Below are 20499 nucleotides of genomic sequence, written 5' to 3'. Positions count from 1 at the left end.
TCGAATCGCGGCAACCAGGTGTGAAGAAAAATTTTGACTTGCCAAATAAATTCAGCAACGCTCGGTTCTTGTGCAAAAAATTGCTGCACCGGAGCATCTAGCCCGGTCAAATCACGCAGCGACTCCACCCAATACGGGTTCGGTAGGCAGCGAGCATCAAACACGTAATTGGCATCTGCCGGTATGCCATTTTTAAAACCAAACGATTCGAATAACAAATCGAGACCTGATTCGGCAGAATTGGCTAGGCGATCATGAATGCGTCGCCGCAGGTCTTTGCTGCTTAGTCGTGAGGTGTCTATCACCAAATCGGCGGCTAATGCCAGTGGCTCAAGTAAGACGCGTTCCTTGTCGATGGCTTCATTGAGCGATATGCCCGAATGTGTCAAGGGATGGCGGCGTCTTGTTTCACTAAATCTTTTCAGGAGCGTGGCATTGTCGGCATCAAGGTAAATCAATTGTACCTGCCAACCTTTGGCTTGCAGACTTTCCCTAAGCGCGACAATTTCGTCCAGTGACGAGAAACCACTGCGAACGTCAATTCCAATGGCAATCATTGGATGTTGCTGCTCAAGCTTTGCCAAAAGGACTTCTAGAAGATCGACAGGCAGGTTGTCGACACAATAATAGCCGAGATCTTCGGCTGATTTTAGGGCCACTGATTTTCCGGAGCCGGAGCGGCCGCTGATAAGCACGACCTTCATTGCAGCAGGTTTGCTAACTGTGGGTGTTTCTTTTTGAGCCATTCGCTCAGCACTTCCGTGTCGTTTGTGTGAGATAGAATATGCATTGTTGTTTCGTTTTGTGCAAGTGATGCGATTTCCCGGAGGTGGTCAATATGCGCTTCACATTGTGCTTCCGGGATGATAAGACCAAATACGACAGAAACAGGTCCGTGCTTCGCGCCGTCAAACTCGACTGGTTCATTTAATATCAATAAAGCGCCTTTGGCTTGCGAAAGCTTATCTGTTCGTGCGTGAGGTATCGCGAGGCCATTGCCGATGACCGTTGACCCAAGCCGCTCACGTTCAAGCAGTTTGAGCAGGATTTCATTGATAGAAATACCCGTACTTCGCTTGACCGCATCAGCCAGTTGTCCGGCAAGAGTTTCAAATACCTTTTTTTTGTTATCCAGAGAAACTTTTGCAATTCGAAGCGCAGAACAAGTTCCAGTCGATTGCCCGACTTCAAGTGATTCGGTCATACGTGTGTGTTCGCAGGTAGGTCACTCGCTGCCGCTATCATAGCACAAAAGAGGCGCGTCAACGCGCCTCTTTGGGGGGCACTTGCTTACGTGGCTTCAATGCGCGGTGATTTTACCTTTGTGCTTCATGAGTTGTCGATCAAGCTTATCAATGAGCAAGTCAATCGCTGCGTACATGTCTTCTGATACAGAGTCGGCAAAAACTTCACCACCTTTGATGTGTACGATGGCTTCGGCTTTTTGATTTATCTTTTCCACTGAAAGAATGACATGAACACTGGTGATAAATTCAAAGTGGCGTTCAAGTTTTTTGAATTTCTCACGCACATATTGGTTCAACGCATCGGTGATTTCGAGATGATGACCAGTGATTTTCAGTTCCATAGTGTTGTCCTTCTGTTGATGGTTGTGCCTAGTTAAATTGTTAAGGTCAGATTTGCGGTCTTCAAGCCCATCGGTGGTTATTTTGACTCAAGTCATGACCTTTCGTTCCGTGGATGACGGAATGTTCAGTGCTTCTCGATATTTGGCCACGGTTCGACGTGCCACCATAATGCCTTGCTCTTTCAATAAATTCGCGATTTTGCTGTCACTGAGCGGTTTTCTGGGATCTTCAGCGTCAATCAGTTTTTTAATCAGGGCCTTAATGGCGGTGGAGCTGCATTCGCCGCCGGAGCTGGTGGCCACATGCGATGAAAAGAAGTATTTCAACTCAAACAGCCCACGTGGACAGGCCAGATATTTCTGGGTGGTGACGCGTGAAACAGTCGATTCATGTAAGTCAACCGCTTGCGCGATGTCAGCGAGGATCATCGGACGCATCGCCTCTTCGCCATATTCGAAAAAGCCTTGTTGGCGTTCGACAATTTCTTGCGCCACTCTAAGCAGAGTGTCATTTCGGCTTTGCAAGCTTTTGATGAGCCATTTTGCTTCCTGTAAATGATTCTTGAAAAATTGACTGTCCTCTTTTGTGGTGGATTGTTTGGCCAGTGCCACATAATTATCGTTAATGGTTAAACGCGGACTGGCTTGTGGATTAAGGTGCGCTGTCCATTTTCCGTTGATTTTGCTGACGTAAACATCGGGGATCACATAGTCAGCGCGACTTGGCGCAATGGTGGCGCCTGGCTTGGGATTCATCGACTGAATCAACTTAAGCGCCCGTCGCAATCGCGCTTCATCCCAGCCTGTTTTCTTGAGGATGTTTTGCCAGCTTCGACGCCCGAGCTCGTCAAGATAGGTTTGCGCCAAAAATAAGGCGTCGTTGACCTCCTGTTTTTCGGTGCCGAGTTCTGATAGTTGTACGGTCAGACATTCGGTGAGCGTTCGGGCGCCAACACCAACTGGGTCAAAGCGCTGAATGCGATGGAGCACGGCCTCCACCTCATCCACTTCGACGGTTCGATCGGGCGAGCTGATCATTTGCGCGATCTCTTCTGTGGTGACCGTGAGGTAACCATCGTCGTCAATGGCGTCGATCAGTGCCTCGGCAATTAATGCGTCAATGGCTGAAAACGGGGTGAGATTGGCCTGCCATCGGAGGTGATCATGCAGCGTTTCCTCAGCACTACCAAAATACTCGGCATCGCTATCTGCGTCTCTGGCTCGACCAGCGGTGGCAGACAAATCGGCAGACCAGCTATCGGGCGTAAATTCAATCACCTCCTCCGGTTCAGAGGCTTGCTGAGACTCGCCGAGTTGATTGTCTGATAATGTTGTTTCCGGATTGTCCTCGGGTGACTCCTCTAACTCCAGTAGTGGGTTCGCTTCCAAGTGCGACTGAATCTCCTGAGCAAGATCCAGCGCCGAAAGTTGTAGCAAGCGAATGGCTTGCTGCAACTGTGGGGTCATCGTGAGCTGTTGACTAATTCGCAGCTGAAGCGCTGGTTTCATGATATTGGTGATCGTTGTTGTTCAGTTTCACACATCCTACGCTATTTAGCATAGACCAAGGCATGGGTTTTGTCGCGATTCAGATAGAAAAATCTTCGCCGAGATAACATTGTCTGACCGCCTCTTCGTCAACCACTGACATTGGTGAGCCTTCAGCAATGAGTTTTCCCGCGTGTACAATGTAGGCGTACTCGCATGCGGTCAATGTTTCCCGAACATTATGGTCGGTAATCAATACCCCCAATCCCCTTGTTTTCAGATGCGCGATAATCCGTTTTATGTCTTGTACAGAAATTGGATCTACGCCAGCAAAAGGTTCGTCAAGCAGCAAGTATTTTGGATCTGCGGCAAGCGCACGAGCGATCTCGACGCGACGGCGTTCACCACCTGAAAGACTCATACCTAAATTGTCTCGAATGTGGTTAATATGAAACTCTTCGAGCAGCTGATCCAATCGCTCTTTTCGTTCACCGAGTCGAAGTTCACGGGTCTCGAGTACCGCCATGATATTTTCTGCCACGGTGAGTTTGCGAAAGACAGAGGGCTCTTGCGGTAGATAGCCAATACCCATTCGGGCGCGTCGATGGAGTGGCATATCGGAGATATCCCGGCCATCAAGTAAAATTTGGCCTCCGTCTCTGGGGATAAGACCGACAATCATGTAAAAGCTCGTGGTCTTGCCAGCACCGTTGGCACCCAACAAGCCAACCACCTGACCAGGTTCGACTCGCAGGGAGACATCTTCCACAACCCATCGTTTGCCGTATTTCTTTGCTAGATGCTTCGCTTCGAGTGCCATAATCAATGATTCGTTTTTTCTTGGTTTCCGGAAAAATGAAGTTCTGGTCGGTGGCTGGCTTCCGCCGACGCCTCTAGGTCACCTGTACGCGTGTTGTATCGCAGAAACGGGAAAGAAAATTGGTCAACGCCCCGCTGCATATGGCCAGCTTTCATGGTCATGAGCCCCGAGATCTCGTCGAGGGTCAATCGTTCGGCCGTCGCTTCGATAGTATTTTTTGGAGTGGCTTGTTTAAAGGTGACAGGCTCGCCGCTCGCTTGAAGATGGGTGATCCTCCGATCGTCATGAATCAGTTGAATCAACTGGCCAGTAATGAGAATTTCCTGATCGCCATTTTCTTTGATTTGTATTCTCGCACGTTTCGTTAAAAGAAGTTTTTTGTCTTGGACACGATACTCAATTTTGTTGGCGACGGCGACCACTTGCCGTTTGGTCACGTCGTCATAGGTCTCAACGATAATTGGGTTGCCTGTGGCGTAAAGGATCTTGGTCTCACCTTTGGTTTTTTCAGTGAGCGTCGCAGCCTTCAAGGAGAGTGGCCCGTATTTTGCGACGATGTTGCCTGTCATTTGGCGTTGAGCTGCCTGCCCGTCGATTTCCCAGCTGTCAGCCCGGATCGTCATGGTCTTTGGTGTCGTCGACTGGGCATGCGGTCCCGCATGAGGGACGGACAGCCACAATGCGCTGATGAGCGTCACGACGTAATTAGTTCGCTTGATAAACTGCATTGACGTTCCTCAAGATTTTCAACTTTTGCTGCGTGATCGCAACGTGCAAGCCTTCACCTCTGACTTCCCATGATGGTGCGAATAGATGGATGGTGGCGAGGCTGTGAATGCGTTTTTTGTTGAGATCAAGTTCAAGCCATTCAATGGTACCATTGACATCATCGGCACCAATCTGTCCTCGGAAAGTGACGCCATCTGTCAAGGTAAACACTTGTCGTCGTTCGTCAAGCACACCGACTGGTGCTGTGAGCTGCCACTGCTTGTCAGGGTAGATCTGCTCAAAACGAGGTTCACGCAAGCGCATGATTCGCTTGGCTGGATAGTGACTCGCTTGTTTAGCGGCTATTCGACTCTGTGCCACGCCCTCGACATCGAAATGAATGATCTGTGCGTCCATCATGACATAGTCTGCATCGTTGTGAACACTCGGCTGCAGTTGTGCATCAACTTTCGGAAGCTCGTCGTCCACAAGCTGCGAGAGCAAAACAATTGAGCTTAATATGGTCAGCGCTAGAGGCCAGAATTTTGCTCGGTTCATCGCAAAAATTTTTGTTGGAATGAGTCCAGTGCATTTTGAGCGCGCAACATGGTATCCGCAACTTCTCGGAAGGCACCCATGCCACCAGGGGTTTCTGTAATCCAGTCGGCATGTGCTTTGACAAAAGGGTGGGCATCCTGAACGGCGACGCCAATACCTGCCATACGCATGAGGGGAAGATCCGGCAAATCGTCACCGACATGCGCTGTTTCTTCAGGCGTTACGTCATGTTTTTCCAACAATTCCAAGAACGCAGCTCGCTTATCAGTACACCCCTGGTAAACGTGCGTAATGCCAAGTTCTTTTGCTCGGCGACTCACGATTCGCGAGGTTCTGCCGGTGATTATGGCCACCGAAATATTGTGCTGAAGCAGCATTTTAATGCCCAATCCGTCTTTGATGTTGAATCGCTTCCATTCATTGTCAGCATTGTCCAGATAGACGCCACCATCCGTAAGCACACCATCCACGTCGGTGACCACGAGACGAACCTTGGCGAGTTTCGGTACGAGCGATTCAGTCATGATCACACCACTCCCGCGCGCATGAGATCATGCATGTTAAGCGCACCAATCGGTTCGTGGTTGTCATTCACCACGACCAATGCGTTAATCTTGTTGTCTTGCATAATCTTGGCGGCTTCTGCGGCTAAAAGGTTCTCGGTGACCGTTTTGCCGCCGACCGTCATCACCTCTTGAATTTCGGTGCGACCAAGGTCGAGATCGCGTTCGATGGTTCTCCGTAAATCGCCATCGGTGAAAATCCCCAAGAGCCTGTTCTGGCTATCGACAACCGTGGTCATGCCAAGGCGTTTGCTTGTCATCTCAAGCAGTGCTTCTTTAACGGATGTGTCTGGAGAAACTTTCGGAAGATCATCACCTTTATGCATGATGTCTCGCACGTGCAGTAGAAGACGGCGTCCAAGGCTGCCTCCGGGGTGCGACAGCGCAAAGTCATCCGCGGTGAAACCGCGAGCGTCCAGCAGTGCGATGGCAAGAGCATCGCCCATCGCCAACGCGGCCGTTGTGCTGGCGGTTGGTGCCAAACCGAGTGGACATGCTTCTTTGGGGACACTCACGTCGATATGGACAGTGGCACTTTGGGCAAGCGTAGATTTTGGGTTGCCGGTAAGGGCGATAAGCGGAATGCCTTTTCTTTTGATGACTGGCAACAGCTGGATGAGTTCATCCGTTTCGCCCGAGTTAGAAAGCGCAAGCACAACATCATCCGGTGTGATCATCCCCAAGTCACCATGGGAGGCTTCTCCTGGGTGAACAAAAAATGCGGGCGTCCCGGTGCTTGCCAAAGTTGCCGCGATTTTGGAACCAATATGTCCGCTTTTACCCATCCCTGTCACGACCACACGACCGACAGTATTGAGCATCAATTTGCAGGCACGCTCAAATGACTGGTCTACTTTGCTGGCTAGATTGGCCACAGCTTCGGCTTCAGTTTGAATGACGGCACGGCCGAGTTCGATAAACATGACGCTCACGAAATTGCTAGATTTTGGTGCATTATAGCGGTCTGTGGTTCGGTTGGCGACTAGGATCAAAATTCCTGGCAGGTCAACACGATGGCAGAAATGGTGCAAGTGATGGTTTATTTGGTGAATGTCGGCACCGGACATTATAACCGGTGCCATTTATTAAAAAGTGATGAAGATGACAAGGGTCACCAGGCATATTGCCAGCTCACAGTCCATTGACGTGTAAGCCCAAGTTGTAATCCTGAGAGATCTTGCTGAATCGGTTCAATATATTCGAGTGACAGTCGATGGCCAGAGAACTTGCTAGACTTGGGGGCATATAAATTAAATCCTAGTCCAATTTCAGTTCGGCTTCCTCCGGAATTAGTGGTGTTCGCTGTCGGTACCATGTTGGCATTTAGGGTTGTGTCCCGTCCGTCAATCCCATCCCAATTTTTGTAATTTAGCCTGACGGACACCGACAAGGCATCGGTTAGAGACTTAGCGCCCCAGTACGTGGCCATTATCTCATCCCCGAGGGTATAGTGATTGTCATTTTCTCCGGTTCGCCAAATGGTGTTGATTTGTGCGCCCCAAGAATATTCCTCAGTCTGTCCAAGGTAAGTCATCCCAAGTCGAAGATCAGTTGTGCCACTCCCAAGTTGCATCGGATAGGGAAGATTATTTGTGGCACTAGGATCAGCAGGTGTTGCGTCTTTTTCATCGATGCTGCCCGTGGGTAAACTGACGCCAAGATTCAAGTGTAGCTGTTGCCCATGCCATTTTTTTATGACATACAGCCCGGAGACACTGACATCACCTAAACCTTCAGATTCCGTGGTGAATTTTGTGCCGCTTCGAGTCACATGGGTCATCGATTTTCGTAGATATGGCACCATTGCCATGAATGTCAAATGGTCGTTGATGGCGTACATGGCGCCGAACATTTGCATATCCATTTCCATATCCAGCGGCGAGACCATATAGTCAGACAGTGCGGTGGACGCGGATATTTTATCGGAGCCTGAATAAAGCTCGTTCATTTCCATGTGCATGAGCCGGTACGAGAGCATCCAATCCCCGGTTTTATGCGTATGATCCCCCATGACACCAGCAGGCGCGTGGCCGTCCGGGCGGGCAGACGTCCAGTCATGTGTCAGGCCAGATAACGGCAATAGTAGCGCCGATACCGTGATACCAATGAATTTAAATTGAGATGGAAAACGCATGGTCGAATAGCCTTTAAAGTATCTGAAGATAAAATGGGACGCTATTGTAAAACAGGTGGCTCGGAACGTGCTACCGGGATTTACTGGTATGTATGAAACAGCCACAGGGTGTATGCCCCATACATGGATAAGAGCAGATAACCGTGCCAACGAAAAAGTTCTGATTTGCGGTTGGTTGTGTGGCTCATTGCGTACAGGAGCAAGGTAATGATGACCATGCTCGGAAGATCTCGTGTTAGGGCTAAAGGCTCCAGATGTTGTGGCGACAGCGCGGCCGACAAACCGATGACCCCAAGTAAGTTAAAAATGTTAGAGCCGATAATATTGCCAAGCACCATTTCATGTTCCCGCTTAGCCGCCGCGGCAAGGGAGGCGGCCAGTTCCGGGAGGCTGGTACCAATGGCAATCACGGTTAAGCCAATGACCAGTTCAGAAATTCCCGCCGCGCGTGCCAGTGCCGCTGCACCAGTGACAAGCATGTCCGAACTGAGCATGAGCAAAACGAGGCCGACGAGCGTCCAGAGTATGGCTTGCCACAACGGCATTTGGCTTGGCAGTTCTTCGATAAGCTCTTCAAGGAGCTTGTCATTTTTTCGCTGTTTAAGTGCCACCATGGTCAGCCAAGCAATATAAGCTGCGAGAGCGGCGAGCATGAGTATGCCTTCAAGGCGGCCAAGGTGACCGTCCAGCATCAAGCCACCACAGGCTAATGTCACAACCACCAGCAGTGGCAGTTCGCGGGTGACAATTTTGGAATCAATGGCAAGCGGCATAAGTACCGTGGTAAGGCCAAGCACCACAGCAATATTGATGATGTTTGATCCCAATGCATTGCCGATGGCGATGCCCGGGGCGTCATTGATGGCGGCGGTGGCTGAGACAAACATTTCTGGTGCCGATGAGCCAATGGCCACAATGGTCAAGCCAATGACGATTTTGGGGACGTTGAGGTGGGTGGCGATAGCGGCGGCGCCAGCGGTGAATCGATCGGCGCTGTACACCAGTAGTCCAATTCCGATCAAAATCAGGGCAAGATTCAGTAGCATTGGTCAATTCTCACTAAACTTTGGTATCCCCAAGAAATCAGTGAATTCGTCAATATTCAGTCGTCACTCGGCAGGTATTTCAGACTTCGGTACCACCAACAAGCAATTCATCCACTTTGATGGTTGGTTGGCCAACGCCAACGGGAACCGATTGCCCATCTTTGCCACAGACGCCCACCCCGCTATCCAATTCAAGATCGTGTCCCACACGACTGACTTTTTTTAAGACTTCTGGCCCATGCCCAATCAGTGTAGCTCCTTTGATGGGAGCAGTGATTTGCCCATCTTCTATCAAGTAAGCTTCGTTCGCAGAAAATACGAATTGTCCAGAAGTGATGTCAACTTGACCTCCACCAAAATTGGTGGCGTAAATGCCTTTCTTGACCGAGCGAATAATGTCTTCAGGATCGTCTTCGCCAGCGAGCATATAAGTATTCGTCATACGCGGAATGGTGAGATGTGCATAGGATTCTCGTCGTCCATTACCCGTGGATGCGGTACCCATCAATCTCGCGTTGTGTTTGTCGAACATATAACCCACAAGACGACCTTTCTCGATAAGCAGCGTCTGTTGTCCCGGCGTACCTTCGTCATCCACGGTCAGCGAACCGCGACGGTTGGGTAGTGTCGCATCATCGACAATGGTGCACAGCGGCGAGGCGACCATTTCACCAATACGACCGGTAAAGGCGGAACTGCCGCGCCGGTTAAAGTCGCCTTCAAGGCCATGCCCCACCGCCTCATGGAGCAGGACGCCCGGCCACCCTGGACCGAGAACAACTGGCATGACACCTGCCGGTGCCGGGACCGCATCAAGATTGACCAGAGCTTGTCGGACGGCTTCCTCAATGTAATATTGGACGAGCGGTGAAGGTCTGCCATCTGTTAAGAACAACTCGCTCACTGCTTGGCGGCCGCCACCGCCCGCGCTACCGTGTTCACGCCGCTCGCCACGGGCAGCGACCACGGAGACATTAAGTCGACATAAAGGCCGATGGTCGAAGGCGACTGTGCCATCGGAGGCCAGCACCAATATTTGTTCATCTTTCACACTGAATGACGCCATCACTTGACAAACGGCCGGATGCTGCCGCTTGGCTTCCTGATCGATGTAGGCGAGCAGGCCAACAATGTCTTCTGCCTTGACGCCTGCCATCGGGTCAACAGATGGATAACGAGGGTCAGTGTGCATGGCGCCTCCAATACGACATATCTTTGACTGACCATGTTTGATAATGGCATTTGCGGCCTGGCTGGCTTGTTGAATGGCTGGTAATGTCAAGTCCTGAGTGTAGGCCAGCCCTGTTTTTTCGCCTTGCTGGATACGTAAGCCAACGCCCTGATCACGTAAAAAATGCCCACTTTTGACTATGCCATTTTCCAGAGACCAGTGTTGGGTCGTCAGTTTTTGGAAGTAAAGATCAGCGGCGTCGGCGCCTGTGGCCAGCATCTCGTTGAGCGACTTTTCAAGCGCTCCCCAAGATAACTGGTTCGGCGCGAGAAAATATTGTTCGGCTAATGGCAACATTATCTGGCTCGTCGTAGAAACTTCTTGATTGATCTTACCACGAAATGCCTATTCGTCCTTCTCTTTAGCCACTTCGACGCGAGTTTTTTCCTTGCCAAGTTCCTTGATGACGGGTGATGTTAGGGTGCCCGAAACTTGATAGTCAATGCGGGTGACAACATCAAGCGCTGGTCGAATAAAGAGTTTGTTCAAAAGATAGGCCATCACCGCCGCAGCTGGATTGACTGCCCAACCTGCCAGTACAGGCAAACTTGAAGTGAGTTTTGGCTTCACCGTGATCCGCTGGTCGATTGTTTTGGCCATTAAATCGACGTTTCCTTTGATAGTGACATCTGCGGCCGTGCCGTTCACTTTGAATTGTGGCGAATATAAACGTCCGTTGAGGAGATAAAACTGTCCCTGAATATCATCAAAAAAGAAACCCTTGTTAAAGACATCGCTAAAATCCAGAGTCAGTCGGCGTTGGAGAGACTGCAGGCTAAAAAGGGAAAACACGCGTGCTGCACTGTCACTGACCTCTTCAATGTGACCGCTCCTTGTGGACAGCGCGCCCGTTAATTGCACTTTGTCGGTAGCTAAAGTCCACGGGGGCGTTGGCCAATACGCAGAGACCTCCAGGCGTCCATGTTGTGCGATTAATCCGGCAGGTAAGCCAAATAATTTCAGCGTATTTTCAACCTTCGGGCTTTTCCAAATGCCGTATGTGGTGGTGCCAAATGGATTCCAGTAGATGCGCGCGACGATTTCATCGCCAACAGGCAGTTGACCTATGACATCACCACGTATCATGTGCGCTGAAACATTTTTCAGTTCTGTCGACCATCGCCCGAAATCGACTTTTCCAGCAATTAATTTTTTTATGGTGATTTTCGCTGGCGGGATTTGCGGAATGGCGCTTTGCTTGCCCGCATTGCGCGTTTGACCCGCAAACAGGTCATCGGGGATATACAACTGGTCTAGCACTATGTCCAGGGGCTCGGTGCTGTTCGGACGGCTGGGAATGAATAGTGTCCCTTGGGCTAGGGAGCTATTCAGTTGGAGCTGCCAGTTGTACGTGCTCGGAATGTAACGTCCTTGGAGATTGAATTGACCTAGGTTGGTCGTACCAACGTGCACTTGGTCGATATCGACATCGAGATGGACGTCCGTCTTCAGTTTCGAGGCATTTTGTGGAGTGAATTGAACAACATGCCTCAGCCATTGATCGAGTGGGAGCTCATTCAACGAAATGATAACGTTCAGGCCAGAGTTGTTGGCTGGTTCAGTCGTTTTACGGCCTATCCGAATCATGCCATCTGTCGTACCGTGTTCGGTGAACGACACATCAGCATCTAGTCTGTTGTGTATGTGGCCGGACAGATGCGTCATATCTGCGTCGATGGTCGTCGTGATCTCCGTCGGCCATTTGTCTTTGGCCGTTTTTTGCCACGGTTTGGGTAATGCAATGCCTAAACCGACAAGATCTGAAGTGATGTGAACTTTGATTTGGTCGCTTTTAGGATGTGTTGTGACTTGGAGGACGCCTTGGGCATCGGCACGGCCGTGCAAGACTTTTGCGAACGCGGGGTTGTTGGTGATCGCGACCACGGTTTTGGGTGTTAAACCTGTTGCGAAGTTCGCCACTAAGGTATTTGATTTTTGCGCAAGTTCAAGACGCAGTGGCGCATCAAGCCATAGCCCCGAGAGTTGGCCCGAGGTGAGGCCATTGTTATCGAACTCGATGGTCCCTGAGAGATTCTGAACATGCGTTTTTTGCAATGTTGGCACTGCCATGCTGGCATCCTGAATCAAAACCTTACCTGTGACAGCATTGGGTTGAGGGCTAAGCGGGATTGTGAGCGAAAGATGTGTTGTTGCAGAACCGTCCAGTGCAAGCGGCTTGAGTTTTTTTGAGACGTTACGAATCGGCGAATGGGCCAGCAGTTGCAGTCCATCCGAGAGCGAATGATGGCTGAGTGCGCGAATGGAGAGGATGGGATCATCCAAAGTCAGATCATCAATTTGTGCAAACAGTTGGTCAACCGGCACCTTGCGCAGTTTTCCCGAGGCCGGCCCAATGCGCATTTGTGTGCTGGTAAAATCGATGTCGGTGTTGAGTTCTCGAATTTCCGGCCAGTCTGGACTGAATTTCATCACCACATTCTTGAGCTTGGCGTGAGCATGGAAAATACCCTCATGTTGCCGAAACGGAAAATCCGCCAATGGTCCCCGAAAGACGGCGGTGATCTTGTCCATATGACCGCTTCGGATACTTCGCGTGAGGTAACTGACGAGCTTGGGGCTCATGCCTTGTGCGGGTAATTGGGATGCCACGTCACCAAGATCGACAGACGCCAGTGACAATGACGTCTGAAGCCAGGGGGTCGGTGTCGGCATCAATGCACCTCGGCTTGACAGTGTGAACATTGGCGTGGCCAGTTGAAGTGTTGGCCATTGAAGCCACCAGGCGCCGGTCTCGTCCTTGGTCAGATGAATTTGGGCCTGTAGGTGATCCGCAGCCTGTTTGTTTTGAAAGAGTTTGGGGATGGAAATGGTCATATTATGACCGGACAACTGAAAACGTATGTTTGTCGGGCTCAGACTGCCGGTCATGGCTGCTTTGCCAAAACCTACGCCAAACAATGTGTCCGATACCGTTAAACCATCAACACGAAAGGCGCTTTGCCAATCGGTCTGGCCCTTGGGCGTGGTTGAAAGCTGAAATGACGATTGGGCCAATTGGCCTTGGATGGGGTTATCTTTAAGCTTTTGCCTCAGTGGCTCGGGAAGCCACGGCCAGGCCCAAGCAGAGAGTAGTTCCAGCGGGGCACTCAGTCCGGAAATGTGGCGATGATGAACGCCATCGGGTGTGTCCCATGCAAAGGCATTGATGGTAAATGGGGTGAGTTGTGTGTCTTTCCACTGCAATTGCACGGGACTGGTCATAAACTGCCAGCGATCACGATGTTCTTTTTTCCACAAAAACCAAAATGGTGCCAAAGAAACAGGCTCGGCGTCATGAGCACTGAGCGTAGCAATACTGAGGTGTCCAGTTCCGCTTGCGACATTACCTTGCCAACTCGCCCAAAACTGACCTGAGAGGCGTCCACGAATCCGATGAGGCTGGGCAAAGACAAGATCGAGGGGGAGTTTGGCAAGTTCCACTTGATGCGCTCTCAGGTACAAATCACCCGTCATGGTATCTCGATGGAAAAAACGCCCACGTATGTCGATCTTCCCTTGCTCGGTAAGCAGGATGGTCGTTTTCAATGCCCTTCGAGATTGGCCGCCATGATAGTGCAACGCTCGGGTGGCAAAGGTGAATTTTTTTTGTTGGTGCGTCAGAAGCACATAGGTATCGTATACTTGGATATCGCCTTGTTCGAGTAGCCAATTCAGTAACTGATTGCCTGATAGCTTGTTTTCCCCGGTGACAGCGAGCTGACCATTGAGGCGAGCTTGGACATTTTGGAATTCTATTTGGTGCGCAACCGGGCGACCAAGCCATAGGCTTCTGAACAAATCCAAAACCACAAAGCCGCGTCCAATAGTGATATGAAACTGGCGGTCTGCCTCTTGAATTTCAGCATTTTTGATCAGTAGTGTGGGGCCGTACCGCCGCCAGCCAAATTGGAGTGTCTGTGTTTTGACATCGATACCGCTATATTCGGAAAGCCAGTGTTCGATCTCCGGTTGATAGCGTTGCAGGTTGCCAATGGTTAATTTCGCTAAAGAGATAAGTACGGCCAAAAAAATAATGCTCCAGGCCAGTATTTTCCATATCAAATCCACAAACTTTAGACAGGCGGAACGAATGGTCATGCTTTTTCGTCCTTGGTGCTCATACTGGAATCACGTCAAACTGTTCCTGCGAGTACATGGTCTCGACCTGGAAGCGTATCGGCTTTCCGATAAAAGCCTCTAGCTCTGCCACGCTGTCTGATTCTTCGTCGAGCAATCGCTCTATCACACTTTCACTGGCCAGCACCATCACTTGTTGGCATTCGTAGGCGCGATTGGCACGCAAGATCTCACGAAACAATTCATAACAAACGGTCTGAGCTGTTTTGATGAAGCCGCGTCCCTGACACATAGGACAGGGTTCGCACAGGATGTGCTCAAGGCTTTCACGCGTCCGTTTACGCGTCATTTGCACTAGCCCAAGGCTGGACACCTCTGAAATGGTGGTTTTGGCCCGATCTTTTTCCAGCGCTTTTTCTAAAGTTCGCAGAACTTGGCGTTTGTGTTCTTCATTGGTCATGTCGATAAAGTCGATAATGATGATGCCACCCAAGTTGCGTAAACGTAGCTGTCGGGCTAATGTGACGGCTGCTTCCAGATTGGTTTTAAAGATCGTTTCTTCAAGGTTTTTGTGGCCAACAAAGGCACCCGTATTCACATCAATTGTGGTCATCGCTTCCGTTTGATCGATGACGATATGCCCCCCAGATTTAAGATCGACTTTTCGCTGTAATGCTTTTTGTATTTCATCTTCAATATTGTATAACTCAAAGAGTGGGCGCTCACCAGAATAATAGGCCAATTTGTTGAGGGCGTCCGGCATCAATTGTTTGACGAACTCGTGGAGCCGTTGGAAATTCTCCCGCGAATCTATTAGAATTTTTTTCATGTCTTCGCGAGCCAGATCTCGGATCGCACGGGCAGCGAGATCAAGATCTTGGTATATGAGAGTGCCTGGTTGTGCGCGTAGTCGTTTATGTTTTATGGCCTCCCATAGGCGCTGTAAATAAAGGGCATCCTGACGGAGGGATGTTTCATCGACACCTTCTGCTGCCGTGCGGACGATAAATCCCATCCCAAGTTCCTCGGCGATAGGTTCGACCAGTTGTCTCAATCGTTCCCGTTCGGACTCGTCTTCGATTCTTTGGGAGATGCCGACATGTTGGTTATTGGGCATCAACACTAAATAGCGTGATGGCAACGTCAAATCTGTAGTCAGTCGTGCCCCTTTTGTGCCGAGAGGGTCTTTGATCACCTGTACGATCACTTGCTGACCTTCGGTCACGCATTCCGTGATGTCAGGATGATGCTCTGCACTTTCGTTGTGATGGAAATCAGACGCATGTAGAAAGGCGGCCTTGGGCAATCCGATGTCGACGAATGCCGCCTGCATGCCCGGTAGCACTCGATTGACTTTTCCACAGTAGATATTGCCAACCAAGCCGCGCTGAGACGCGCGTTCGATGTGCAACTCTTGCAGCACACCATTTTCAACGACGGCAATCCTTGTTTCCTGCGGCGTGAAATTGATAAGCAATTCTTGGTTGGTAAAAGATGGTTGAATGTCCGTGTTCATGGGCGGCAGTTCCTTACATTGGTTCGTTGGTCAGCGGTATCGCCAAAACATCCATGGATTGGAGCATCCGTGTCAGCAAGTTAAGTGGTAGGCCCATCACGTTAAAATAACACCCTTCCAGCCGACGGACAAAACAAGCAGCGGCGCCTTGGATGCCATAGGCCCCGGCTTTGTCGAGCGGCTCGCCACTTTTGACATATTCGCGGATGACTTCATCGGTCAAAGGCGAAAACTCAACCAACGTGCTTTCTGCCAATGTTAAGCATGATTGCCGATATCCGACGCTCACAGCAGTAATGACTTGATGCCGACGCCCACTGAGGGTTTTTAGCATTTGTATCGCCTGTTCTGGCGTGGCCGGCTTGCCAAATACGCGGTTGTCGAGTGAGACGATCGTATCGGCAGTCACCAGAACCGTCTTGGTCAAATCGTGGTATTCTTTGGCGGCAGCGAACTTGTGCTGTGCAATTTTCTTGGCGACTTCTTCCGGTGTTTTTCCTTGGATTGAACTTTCATCAGCGTCGACCGGCTGTACCACCGGCGTCAGGCCAAGTTGACAAAGCAGTGCTTGGCGTCTCGGGGACGCTGATGCCAGAACCAGTGTCAGTGGTTTTTTGAGTTTCAGCATGTTAGTTGTACCGACGGTGTGCCACTTGGCCAAGTTGCCGGTATTTCTGAATGAGCCAAGCGGCCGGATTCCACAGAAACCCTGTGATGATGGGTGGAAACCAATACCATTCCGGCAAGGTGACTTGCCCAAGGGCATTTTCGAGTTGTATGACAACAAGTTTATCAAGACTAGCAATCAGCCATACATACAAACTTTGTTGCCAGATAGTGTACATGCGAATGCGCTGATAAGACGTGAGCGATACATAAGCCACTAATGACAGACTGAGGGCATGAATACCCAGGTATGTGCCCATGGCTACATCGGTCAATAAACCCCAAAGCCAAGCTGAGCGTAGCCCAAATCGATCAGGATGGGCCAGCGTCCAATAACAAATGACAATGACAAGCCACTGCGGCCAAATGGGTTTCAATGCCTCGCTGACGGGTAAAAGTGTCAGCGCAAATGCTAACAGCAGGGTCAGCTGAATTTTATACCATGGCGTGGTCCGGGTCATTTGGCCGTGCCTCCTGAGTCGTCTGGCACATTGCCATCTGTCCAAAGCAGAATCACTTGACCGCTGCGTTGCAAGCGAGCCAGGGGGACGACCTCAATGTCAGCATAAGGATTTGAGAGATTATGGATTACGACAGAAACTCTGCCGACGGGCAAGCCAGCAGGAAAAAGCCCCCCAAGTCCCGAGGTCAGCAGCGTGTCGCCTTCCTTAAAATCAAGGCTATGCGGGACTTGCTGCAGCACCAGACGTGTCAGCTCGCCTGTGCCTGAGATGATGGCACGGATACCGTTACGCGCGTTTTGGACGGGGATGGAGCTTCTATCATCGGTGATCAACATCACGCGTGCAGTGATTGGGGATACCTGTATGACTTGCCCCATGACACCGGTCGCATCTAGTACTGGTTGACCAACATAAACCTGATCCTTCGTTCCTCGGTTGATGACGACCTCATGGCGAAACTCGGTGGCCTGGATCGAAAGGATATCCGCAATTTTACGGCGCTCTCGCCGCTCCTCGACCGCACCGAGCAGCGCGCGCAAGTGCTTATTTTCGAGTTCTAGCTGTGGTAAGCGTTGGACTTGTGCTTTTAACAAAAGTAATTCTGTCTTGAGTTTTTCGTTTTCGATCAGTAGCTGATGCCGACTTAGGGTGTTTTGCTCGAAAGTCTGCCAAAGTTCTGCGGGTATGGAGACAACATATTGGATGGGCGCAATAATGCCTTCGGTCAGTTGATATAGCCAGTGCTCATGCTGGTGTCGCCGATCAAAAACGGCCAGTGCCAGCGAAAGAATCGCCAGCACCAACATCCGGACATGAATTGAAGATCGGTTCGCAAATAAGTGTTTTATGGCTGATTTCTCCCAGCTTATTAAATGCGGGCAAACAAATCTCCACCATGTTTTTCGATGCTTTCAAGGGCGATACCCCCACCTCTGGCCACACAGGTGAGCGGATCGTCTGCCACAATGACCGGCAAGCCAGTTTCTTCCATCAGCAAACGATCAATGTCGCGCAACAAGGCCCCACCTCCGGTGAGCACCATACCTTGCTCGGAAATATCTGCGGCCAGTTCGGGCGGCGACTGCTCCAGTGCGCCTTTGACCGCTCGGACAATGCCTGCCAAGGGTTCTTGAAGCGCTTCCAAGACCTCGTTACTGTTGATGGTGAAGCGGCGAGGCACGCCCTCGGCCAAGTTACGGCCTCGTACGTCAATCTCCAAAACTTTGTCGCCTGGGAACGCTGTCCCGACTTCATGTTTGATCCGCTCAGCAGTGGCTTCACCGATGACCGTGCCATAATGTCGGCGTACATAGTCAATGATGGCATCATTGAAATGATCGCCACCGATCCGAACAGATTCGGCGTAGACCACGCCGTTGAGTGAAATAATGGCCACCTCGGTTGTGCCACCACCAATGTCGACCACCATCGAACCGCGTGCTTCGCCCACAGGCAGACCAGCGCCTAAGGCCGCGGCCATGGGTTCTTCAATGATCTGAACATCTCGTGCTCCAGCCCCGAAAGCTGATTCTTTAATGGCTTTGCGTTCGACCTGCGTTGAGCCACACGGAACACAGACCACGACAAGTGGACTCGGACGAATGAAAGAGCGGTTGTGTACTTTACGAATAAAGTACTGAAGCATTTTTTCGGTAATTTCGAAGTCGGCGATCACGCCGTCTTTGAGCGGCCGTGTGGCAATGATATTGCCCGGCGTCCGTCCGAGCATCTGTTTGGCTTCGGTACCTACGGCAGCAATGGATTTTTGCCCATTACCGTCAATACGAACCGCCACGACCGAAGGCTCGTTGAGAACAATACCCTGACCAGGAATAAAGATCAGCGTGTTGGCGGTACCAAGGTCAATGGATAAGTCGGTTGAGAACAACCCGCGAAACTTCTTGAACATAGGACTGGGCATCTCCTGAAAAGGGCTTCAGTAAAATTTTCCGCGCACCTGAACCTGAACTAGGTGGGTACTCTATCAATCAGGCCCTGTAAGGGCAAGCGCCAAGGTATGATATTGCCTTTATTTTTGCATAGTTGGCGTATATTCGTAAACACTCGGAAAGGCTGGTCATAGCGCACAGCTTTTGGCACACTGGCAGCTTTCGAGACAGGTGCATTGTTGATAATTTATGGCCGATAAAACATCTATTTTGCCCGGCCCGGAAGGGCAACTTGAAGCCATTGTCCAGATTCAAAGTCAAACGGGGCCGAGTGCGATCATTTGTCATCCCCATCCACTCTATGGTGGCACCATGCATAACAAGGTGGTTTACACCTTGGCAAGGCTTTATGAAAGCCATGGTTTCAATACCGTGCGATTCAACTTTCGCGGCGTTGGCAAGAGCTCCGGCCAGTATGATGAAGGCCGCGGTGAACGCGAAGACCTGTGCGCTGTGGCGGCTTGGTTGCAAACGCAAAGTTCTGGTGTGATTCATCTGGCCGGTTTTTCGTTTGGTGCCTATGTGGCGGCATCGGAAGCGGCTAACCTGCAGGCCAGTTCGCTTGTCAGTGTGGCGCCGCCGGTTGAGCGCTTGTATTTTGGCGAGATCACGCCACCAGAAGCGCCATGGATCGTGGTACAGCCGATGGCAGATGAAGTTGTCTCGCCTGAGGCTGTATTGGCTTGGTTTGCCGATTTACAACATGCCCAAAAATATTTGATCCAGATTCCCGAGGCGAGCCACTTTTTCCACGGAAAATTGATCGAGCTCCGCGACGCGCTTGAGGCCAAATTGCAGCATTTGGGGATTTTTGTATGACATTGTTGGAGGTGTACGAACGCAAATGTCATCTTGGTGAACTGACGCCGGATGATAAGCAGCGTCAGGCGGTGATGAAACTGGATGCCCTTGCGAGCGAATTAACAACACGTCATCGTGGCAGGTGGTGGCACCGGATTTTGCCAATGGGCCGGTCAACGACCGGTCTTTATTTGTGGGGTGGCGTCGGGCGCGGCAAGACGATGCTTATGGATTTATTTTATGCTCATGTCGCACCAAAAGTGCCTGCGCGGCGACAACATTTCCATCGTTTTATGTATTGGACGCACCAACAGTTGGCGCGTCATAAAGGCGAAAAGAATCCACTGGAACATGTGGCGGCCGAACTGGCGTCGGAAATTCGCTTGCTTTGTTTTGATGAGTTTTTTGTTTCTGAAATCGGCGACGCCATGATTCTAGGACGTTTTTTTGAGGCTTTGTTTGGCCATGGGGTGGTTGTGGTGGCCACGTCAAATATTCCACCGGAGCGGTTGTACTGGAAAGGCTTACATCGGGGCCGTTTTTTACCGACGATCGATTTGATTAAGCGACATATGGAAGTGGTGCATGTCGATAGCGGCAATGATTATCGGCTGCGCGAGTTGGTTCGCATCCAGACCTACCACACCCCTGCCGATGAACAGGCGGAGCAGGCCTTGATGGCAGCGTTTCAAGAGTTTGCTGGCGACCAAGGTGAGCGTGTTCCCTACGTGCTGATACAGGGGCGAGAAGTCCCTGTGATAAGGGTGGCACCAAAGGCCATCTGGACCGATTTTTCAGCGTTGTGTGAAGGGCCCCGTGCGGCCGCGGACTATATCGAAATTGCTCGTCTCTATCCCTGTGTGATCCTGTCCGGTGTTCCGGTGATGACT

At 50.7% G+C, this 20499-nt stretch carries 20 protein-coding genes; 2 read left to right on the top strand and 18 right to left on the bottom strand.

Features of this window, described 5'->3' with window-relative positions; translation table 11 throughout:
* From rapZ to D6694_10545, 18 genes are all read right to left on the bottom strand, one after another.
* Positions 1 to 704: RNase adapter RapZ (gene rapZ / locus D6694_10630; GenBank protein RMH39976.1), on the bottom strand; the 704-nt coding region annotated here is incomplete at its 3' end.
* Positions 701 to 1204 carry a PTS sugar transporter subunit IIA gene (locus tag D6694_10625; GenBank protein ID RMH39975.1) on the bottom strand — a complete coding sequence of 168 codons (504 nt, stop codon included), beginning with the start codon at positions 1202 to 1204 and terminating at the stop codon, positions 701 to 703. The genes rapZ and D6694_10625, both read right to left, overlap by 4 nt.
* A gap of 96 nt (positions 1205 to 1300) precedes the next feature.
* Positions 1301 to 1588 carry a ribosome-associated translation inhibitor RaiA gene (gene raiA / locus D6694_10620; protein RMH39974.1) on the bottom strand — a complete coding sequence of 96 codons (288 nt, stop codon included), beginning with the start codon at positions 1586 to 1588 and terminating at the stop codon, positions 1301 to 1303.
* Between the two features lie 87 nt (positions 1589 to 1675).
* The gene (locus D6694_10615; GenBank protein RMH39973.1) at positions 1676 to 3097 is read right to left on the bottom strand and encodes an RNA polymerase factor sigma-54; all 1422 of its coding nucleotides are present in this window, start codon (positions 3095 to 3097) and stop codon (positions 1676 to 1678) included.
* A gap of 79 nt (positions 3098 to 3176) precedes the next feature.
* Entirely contained in the window at positions 3177 to 3899 is a 723-nt protein-coding gene (gene lptB / locus D6694_10610) for an LPS export ABC transporter ATP-binding protein (protein RMH39978.1), read from the bottom strand.
* A complete protein-coding gene (locus D6694_10605) occupies positions 3899 to 4624 on the bottom strand; it encodes a hypothetical protein (protein ID RMH39972.1) in 726 nt (241 codons plus the stop codon). Before D6694_10605 ends, lptB begins: the two co-directional genes overlap by 1 nt.
* Positions 4602 to 5162, bottom strand: a complete 561-nt coding sequence (gene lptC / locus D6694_10600) for an LPS export ABC transporter periplasmic protein LptC (GenBank protein ID RMH39971.1) — start codon at positions 5160 to 5162, stop codon at positions 4602 to 4604. Before lptC ends, D6694_10605 begins: the two co-directional genes overlap by 23 nt.
* The gene (kdsC, locus tag D6694_10595; GenBank protein RMH39970.1) at positions 5159 to 5686 is read right to left on the bottom strand and encodes a 3-deoxy-manno-octulosonate-8-phosphatase KdsC; all 528 of its coding nucleotides are present in this window, start codon (positions 5684 to 5686) and stop codon (positions 5159 to 5161) included. The genes lptC and kdsC overlap by 4 nt, the downstream gene beginning before the upstream one ends.
* A 2-nt stretch (positions 5687 to 5688) precedes the next feature.
* The gene (locus D6694_10590; GenBank protein ID RMH39977.1) at positions 5689 to 6648 is read right to left on the bottom strand and encodes a KpsF/GutQ family sugar-phosphate isomerase; all 960 of its coding nucleotides are present in this window, start codon (positions 6646 to 6648) and stop codon (positions 5689 to 5691) included.
* A 188-nt stretch (positions 6649 to 6836) separates the two neighbouring features.
* A complete protein-coding gene (locus D6694_10585; GenBank protein RMH39969.1) occupies positions 6837 to 7859 on the bottom strand; it encodes a transporter in 1023 nt (340 codons plus the stop codon).
* Positions 7860 to 7939: 80 nt separating this feature from the next.
* A complete protein-coding gene (locus tag D6694_10580) occupies positions 7940 to 8905 on the bottom strand; it encodes a calcium/sodium antiporter (GenBank protein ID RMH39968.1) in 966 nt (321 codons plus the stop codon).
* A gap of 79 nt (positions 8906 to 8984) precedes the next feature.
* Positions 8985 to 10433: a metalloprotease TldD gene (tldD, locus tag D6694_10575; protein ID RMH39967.1), complete on the bottom strand. Its 1449-nt coding sequence runs from the start codon at positions 10431 to 10433 to the stop codon at positions 8985 to 8987.
* 48 nt (positions 10434 to 10481) lie between these two features.
* Entirely contained in the window at positions 10482 to 14234 is a 3753-nt protein-coding gene (locus tag D6694_10570) for a TIGR02099 family protein (protein RMH39966.1), read from the bottom strand.
* A gap of 19 nt (positions 14235 to 14253) precedes the next feature.
* A complete protein-coding gene (locus D6694_10565) occupies positions 14254 to 15729 on the bottom strand; it encodes a ribonuclease G (protein RMH39965.1) in 1476 nt (491 codons plus the stop codon).
* Between the two features lie 13 nt (positions 15730 to 15742).
* Positions 15743 to 16495, bottom strand: coding sequence for a septum formation protein Maf (gene maf, locus D6694_10560; GenBank protein RMH39964.1), 753 nt, complete (start codon positions 16493 to 16495; stop codon positions 15743 to 15745).
* Complete coding sequence (gene mreD, locus D6694_10555; protein RMH39963.1) at positions 16359 to 16856, bottom strand: rod shape-determining protein MreD; 498 nt, start codon at positions 16854 to 16856, stop codon at positions 16359 to 16361. Before mreD ends, maf begins: the two co-directional genes overlap by 137 nt.
* Entirely contained in the window at positions 16853 to 17665 is an 813-nt protein-coding gene (gene mreC / locus D6694_10550) for a rod shape-determining protein MreC (GenBank protein RMH39962.1), read from the bottom strand. Before mreC ends, mreD begins: the two co-directional genes overlap by 4 nt.
* A 62-nt stretch (positions 17666 to 17727) precedes the next feature.
* Positions 17728 to 18768, bottom strand: a complete 1041-nt coding sequence (locus D6694_10545; protein RMH39961.1) for a rod shape-determining protein — start codon at positions 18766 to 18768, stop codon at positions 17728 to 17730.
* Between the two features lie 229 nt (positions 18769 to 18997).
* Between D6694_10545 and D6694_10540 the strand changes: the two genes are divergently transcribed.
* Together D6694_10540 and D6694_10535 are read left to right on the top strand one after the other, a co-directional pair.
* Positions 18998 to 19627: an alpha/beta hydrolase gene (locus tag D6694_10540; protein ID RMH39960.1), complete on the top strand. Its 630-nt coding sequence runs from the start codon at positions 18998 to 19000 to the stop codon at positions 19625 to 19627.
* Positions 19624 to 20499 (top strand): AFG1 family ATPase (locus D6694_10535; protein RMH39959.1); only part of this gene is annotated, 876 nt, incomplete at its 3' end. The genes D6694_10540 and D6694_10535, both read left to right, overlap by 4 nt.

It is taken from the genome of Gammaproteobacteria bacterium (genome assembly GCA_003696665.1).
In the GTDB taxonomy this organism is placed as follows: domain Bacteria; phylum Pseudomonadota; class Gammaproteobacteria; order Enterobacterales.
The sequence above is the reverse complement of the archived record's forward strand: the minus strand, read 5'-3'. Positions and strand labels throughout refer to the sequence as shown.

Bases quoted from the DNA above. Each gene is read 5' to 3' on its own strand.
- kdsC (RMH39970.1), bottom strand. From the start codon at position 5,686: ATGACTGAATCGCTCGTACCGAAACTCGCCAAGGTTCGTCTCGTGGTC.
- mreC (RMH39962.1), bottom strand. From the start codon at position 17,665: ATGTTGGTGCTGGCGATTCTTTCGCTGGCACTGGCCGTTTTTGATCGG.
- D6694_10565 (RMH39965.1), bottom strand. From the start codon at position 15,729: ATGAACACGGACATTCAACCATCTTTTACCAACCAAGAATTGCTTATC.
- D6694_10585 (RMH39969.1), bottom strand. From the start codon at position 7,859: ATGCGTTTTCCATCTCAATTTAAATTCATTGGTATCACGGTATCGGCG.
- mreD (RMH39963.1), bottom strand. From the start codon at position 16,856: ATGACCCGGACCACGCCATGGTATAAAATTCAGCTGACCCTGCTGTTA.
- D6694_10590 (RMH39977.1), bottom strand. From the start codon at position 6,648: ATGTTTATCGAACTCGGCCGTGCCGTCATTCAAACTGAAGCCGAAGCT.
- D6694_10580 (RMH39968.1), bottom strand. From the start codon at position 8,905: ATGCTACTGAATCTTGCCCTGATTTTGATCGGAATTGGACTACTGGTG.
- D6694_10615 (RMH39973.1), bottom strand. From the start codon at position 3,097: ATGAAACCAGCGCTTCAGCTGCGAATTAGTCAACAGCTCACGATGACC.
- D6694_10625 (RMH39975.1), bottom strand. From the start codon at position 1,204: ATGACCGAATCACTTGAAGTCGGGCAATCGACTGGAACTTGTTCTGCG.
- raiA (RMH39974.1), bottom strand. From the start codon at position 1,588: ATGGAACTGAAAATCACTGGTCATCATCTCGAAATCACCGATGCGTTG.
- maf (RMH39964.1), bottom strand. From the start codon at position 16,495: ATGCCCTTGGGCAAGTCACCTTGCCGGAATGGTATTGGTTTCCACCCA.
- D6694_10570 (RMH39966.1), bottom strand. From the start codon at position 14,234: ATGACCATTCGTTCCGCCTGTCTAAAGTTTGTGGATTTGATATGGAAA.
- D6694_10540 (RMH39960.1), top strand. From the start codon at position 18,998: ATGGCCGATAAAACATCTATTTTGCCCGGCCCGGAAGGGCAACTTGAA.
- D6694_10605 (RMH39972.1), bottom strand. From the start codon at position 4,624: ATGCAGTTTATCAAGCGAACTAATTACGTCGTGACGCTCATCAGCGCA.
- D6694_10545 (RMH39961.1), bottom strand. From the start codon at position 18,768: ATGTTCAAGAAGTTTCGCGGGTTGTTCTCAACCGACTTATCCATTGAC.
- tldD (RMH39967.1), bottom strand. From the start codon at position 10,433: ATGTTGCCATTAGCCGAACAATATTTTCTCGCGCCGAACCAGTTATCT.
- lptC (RMH39971.1), bottom strand. From the start codon at position 5,162: ATGAACCGAGCAAAATTCTGGCCTCTAGCGCTGACCATATTAAGCTCA.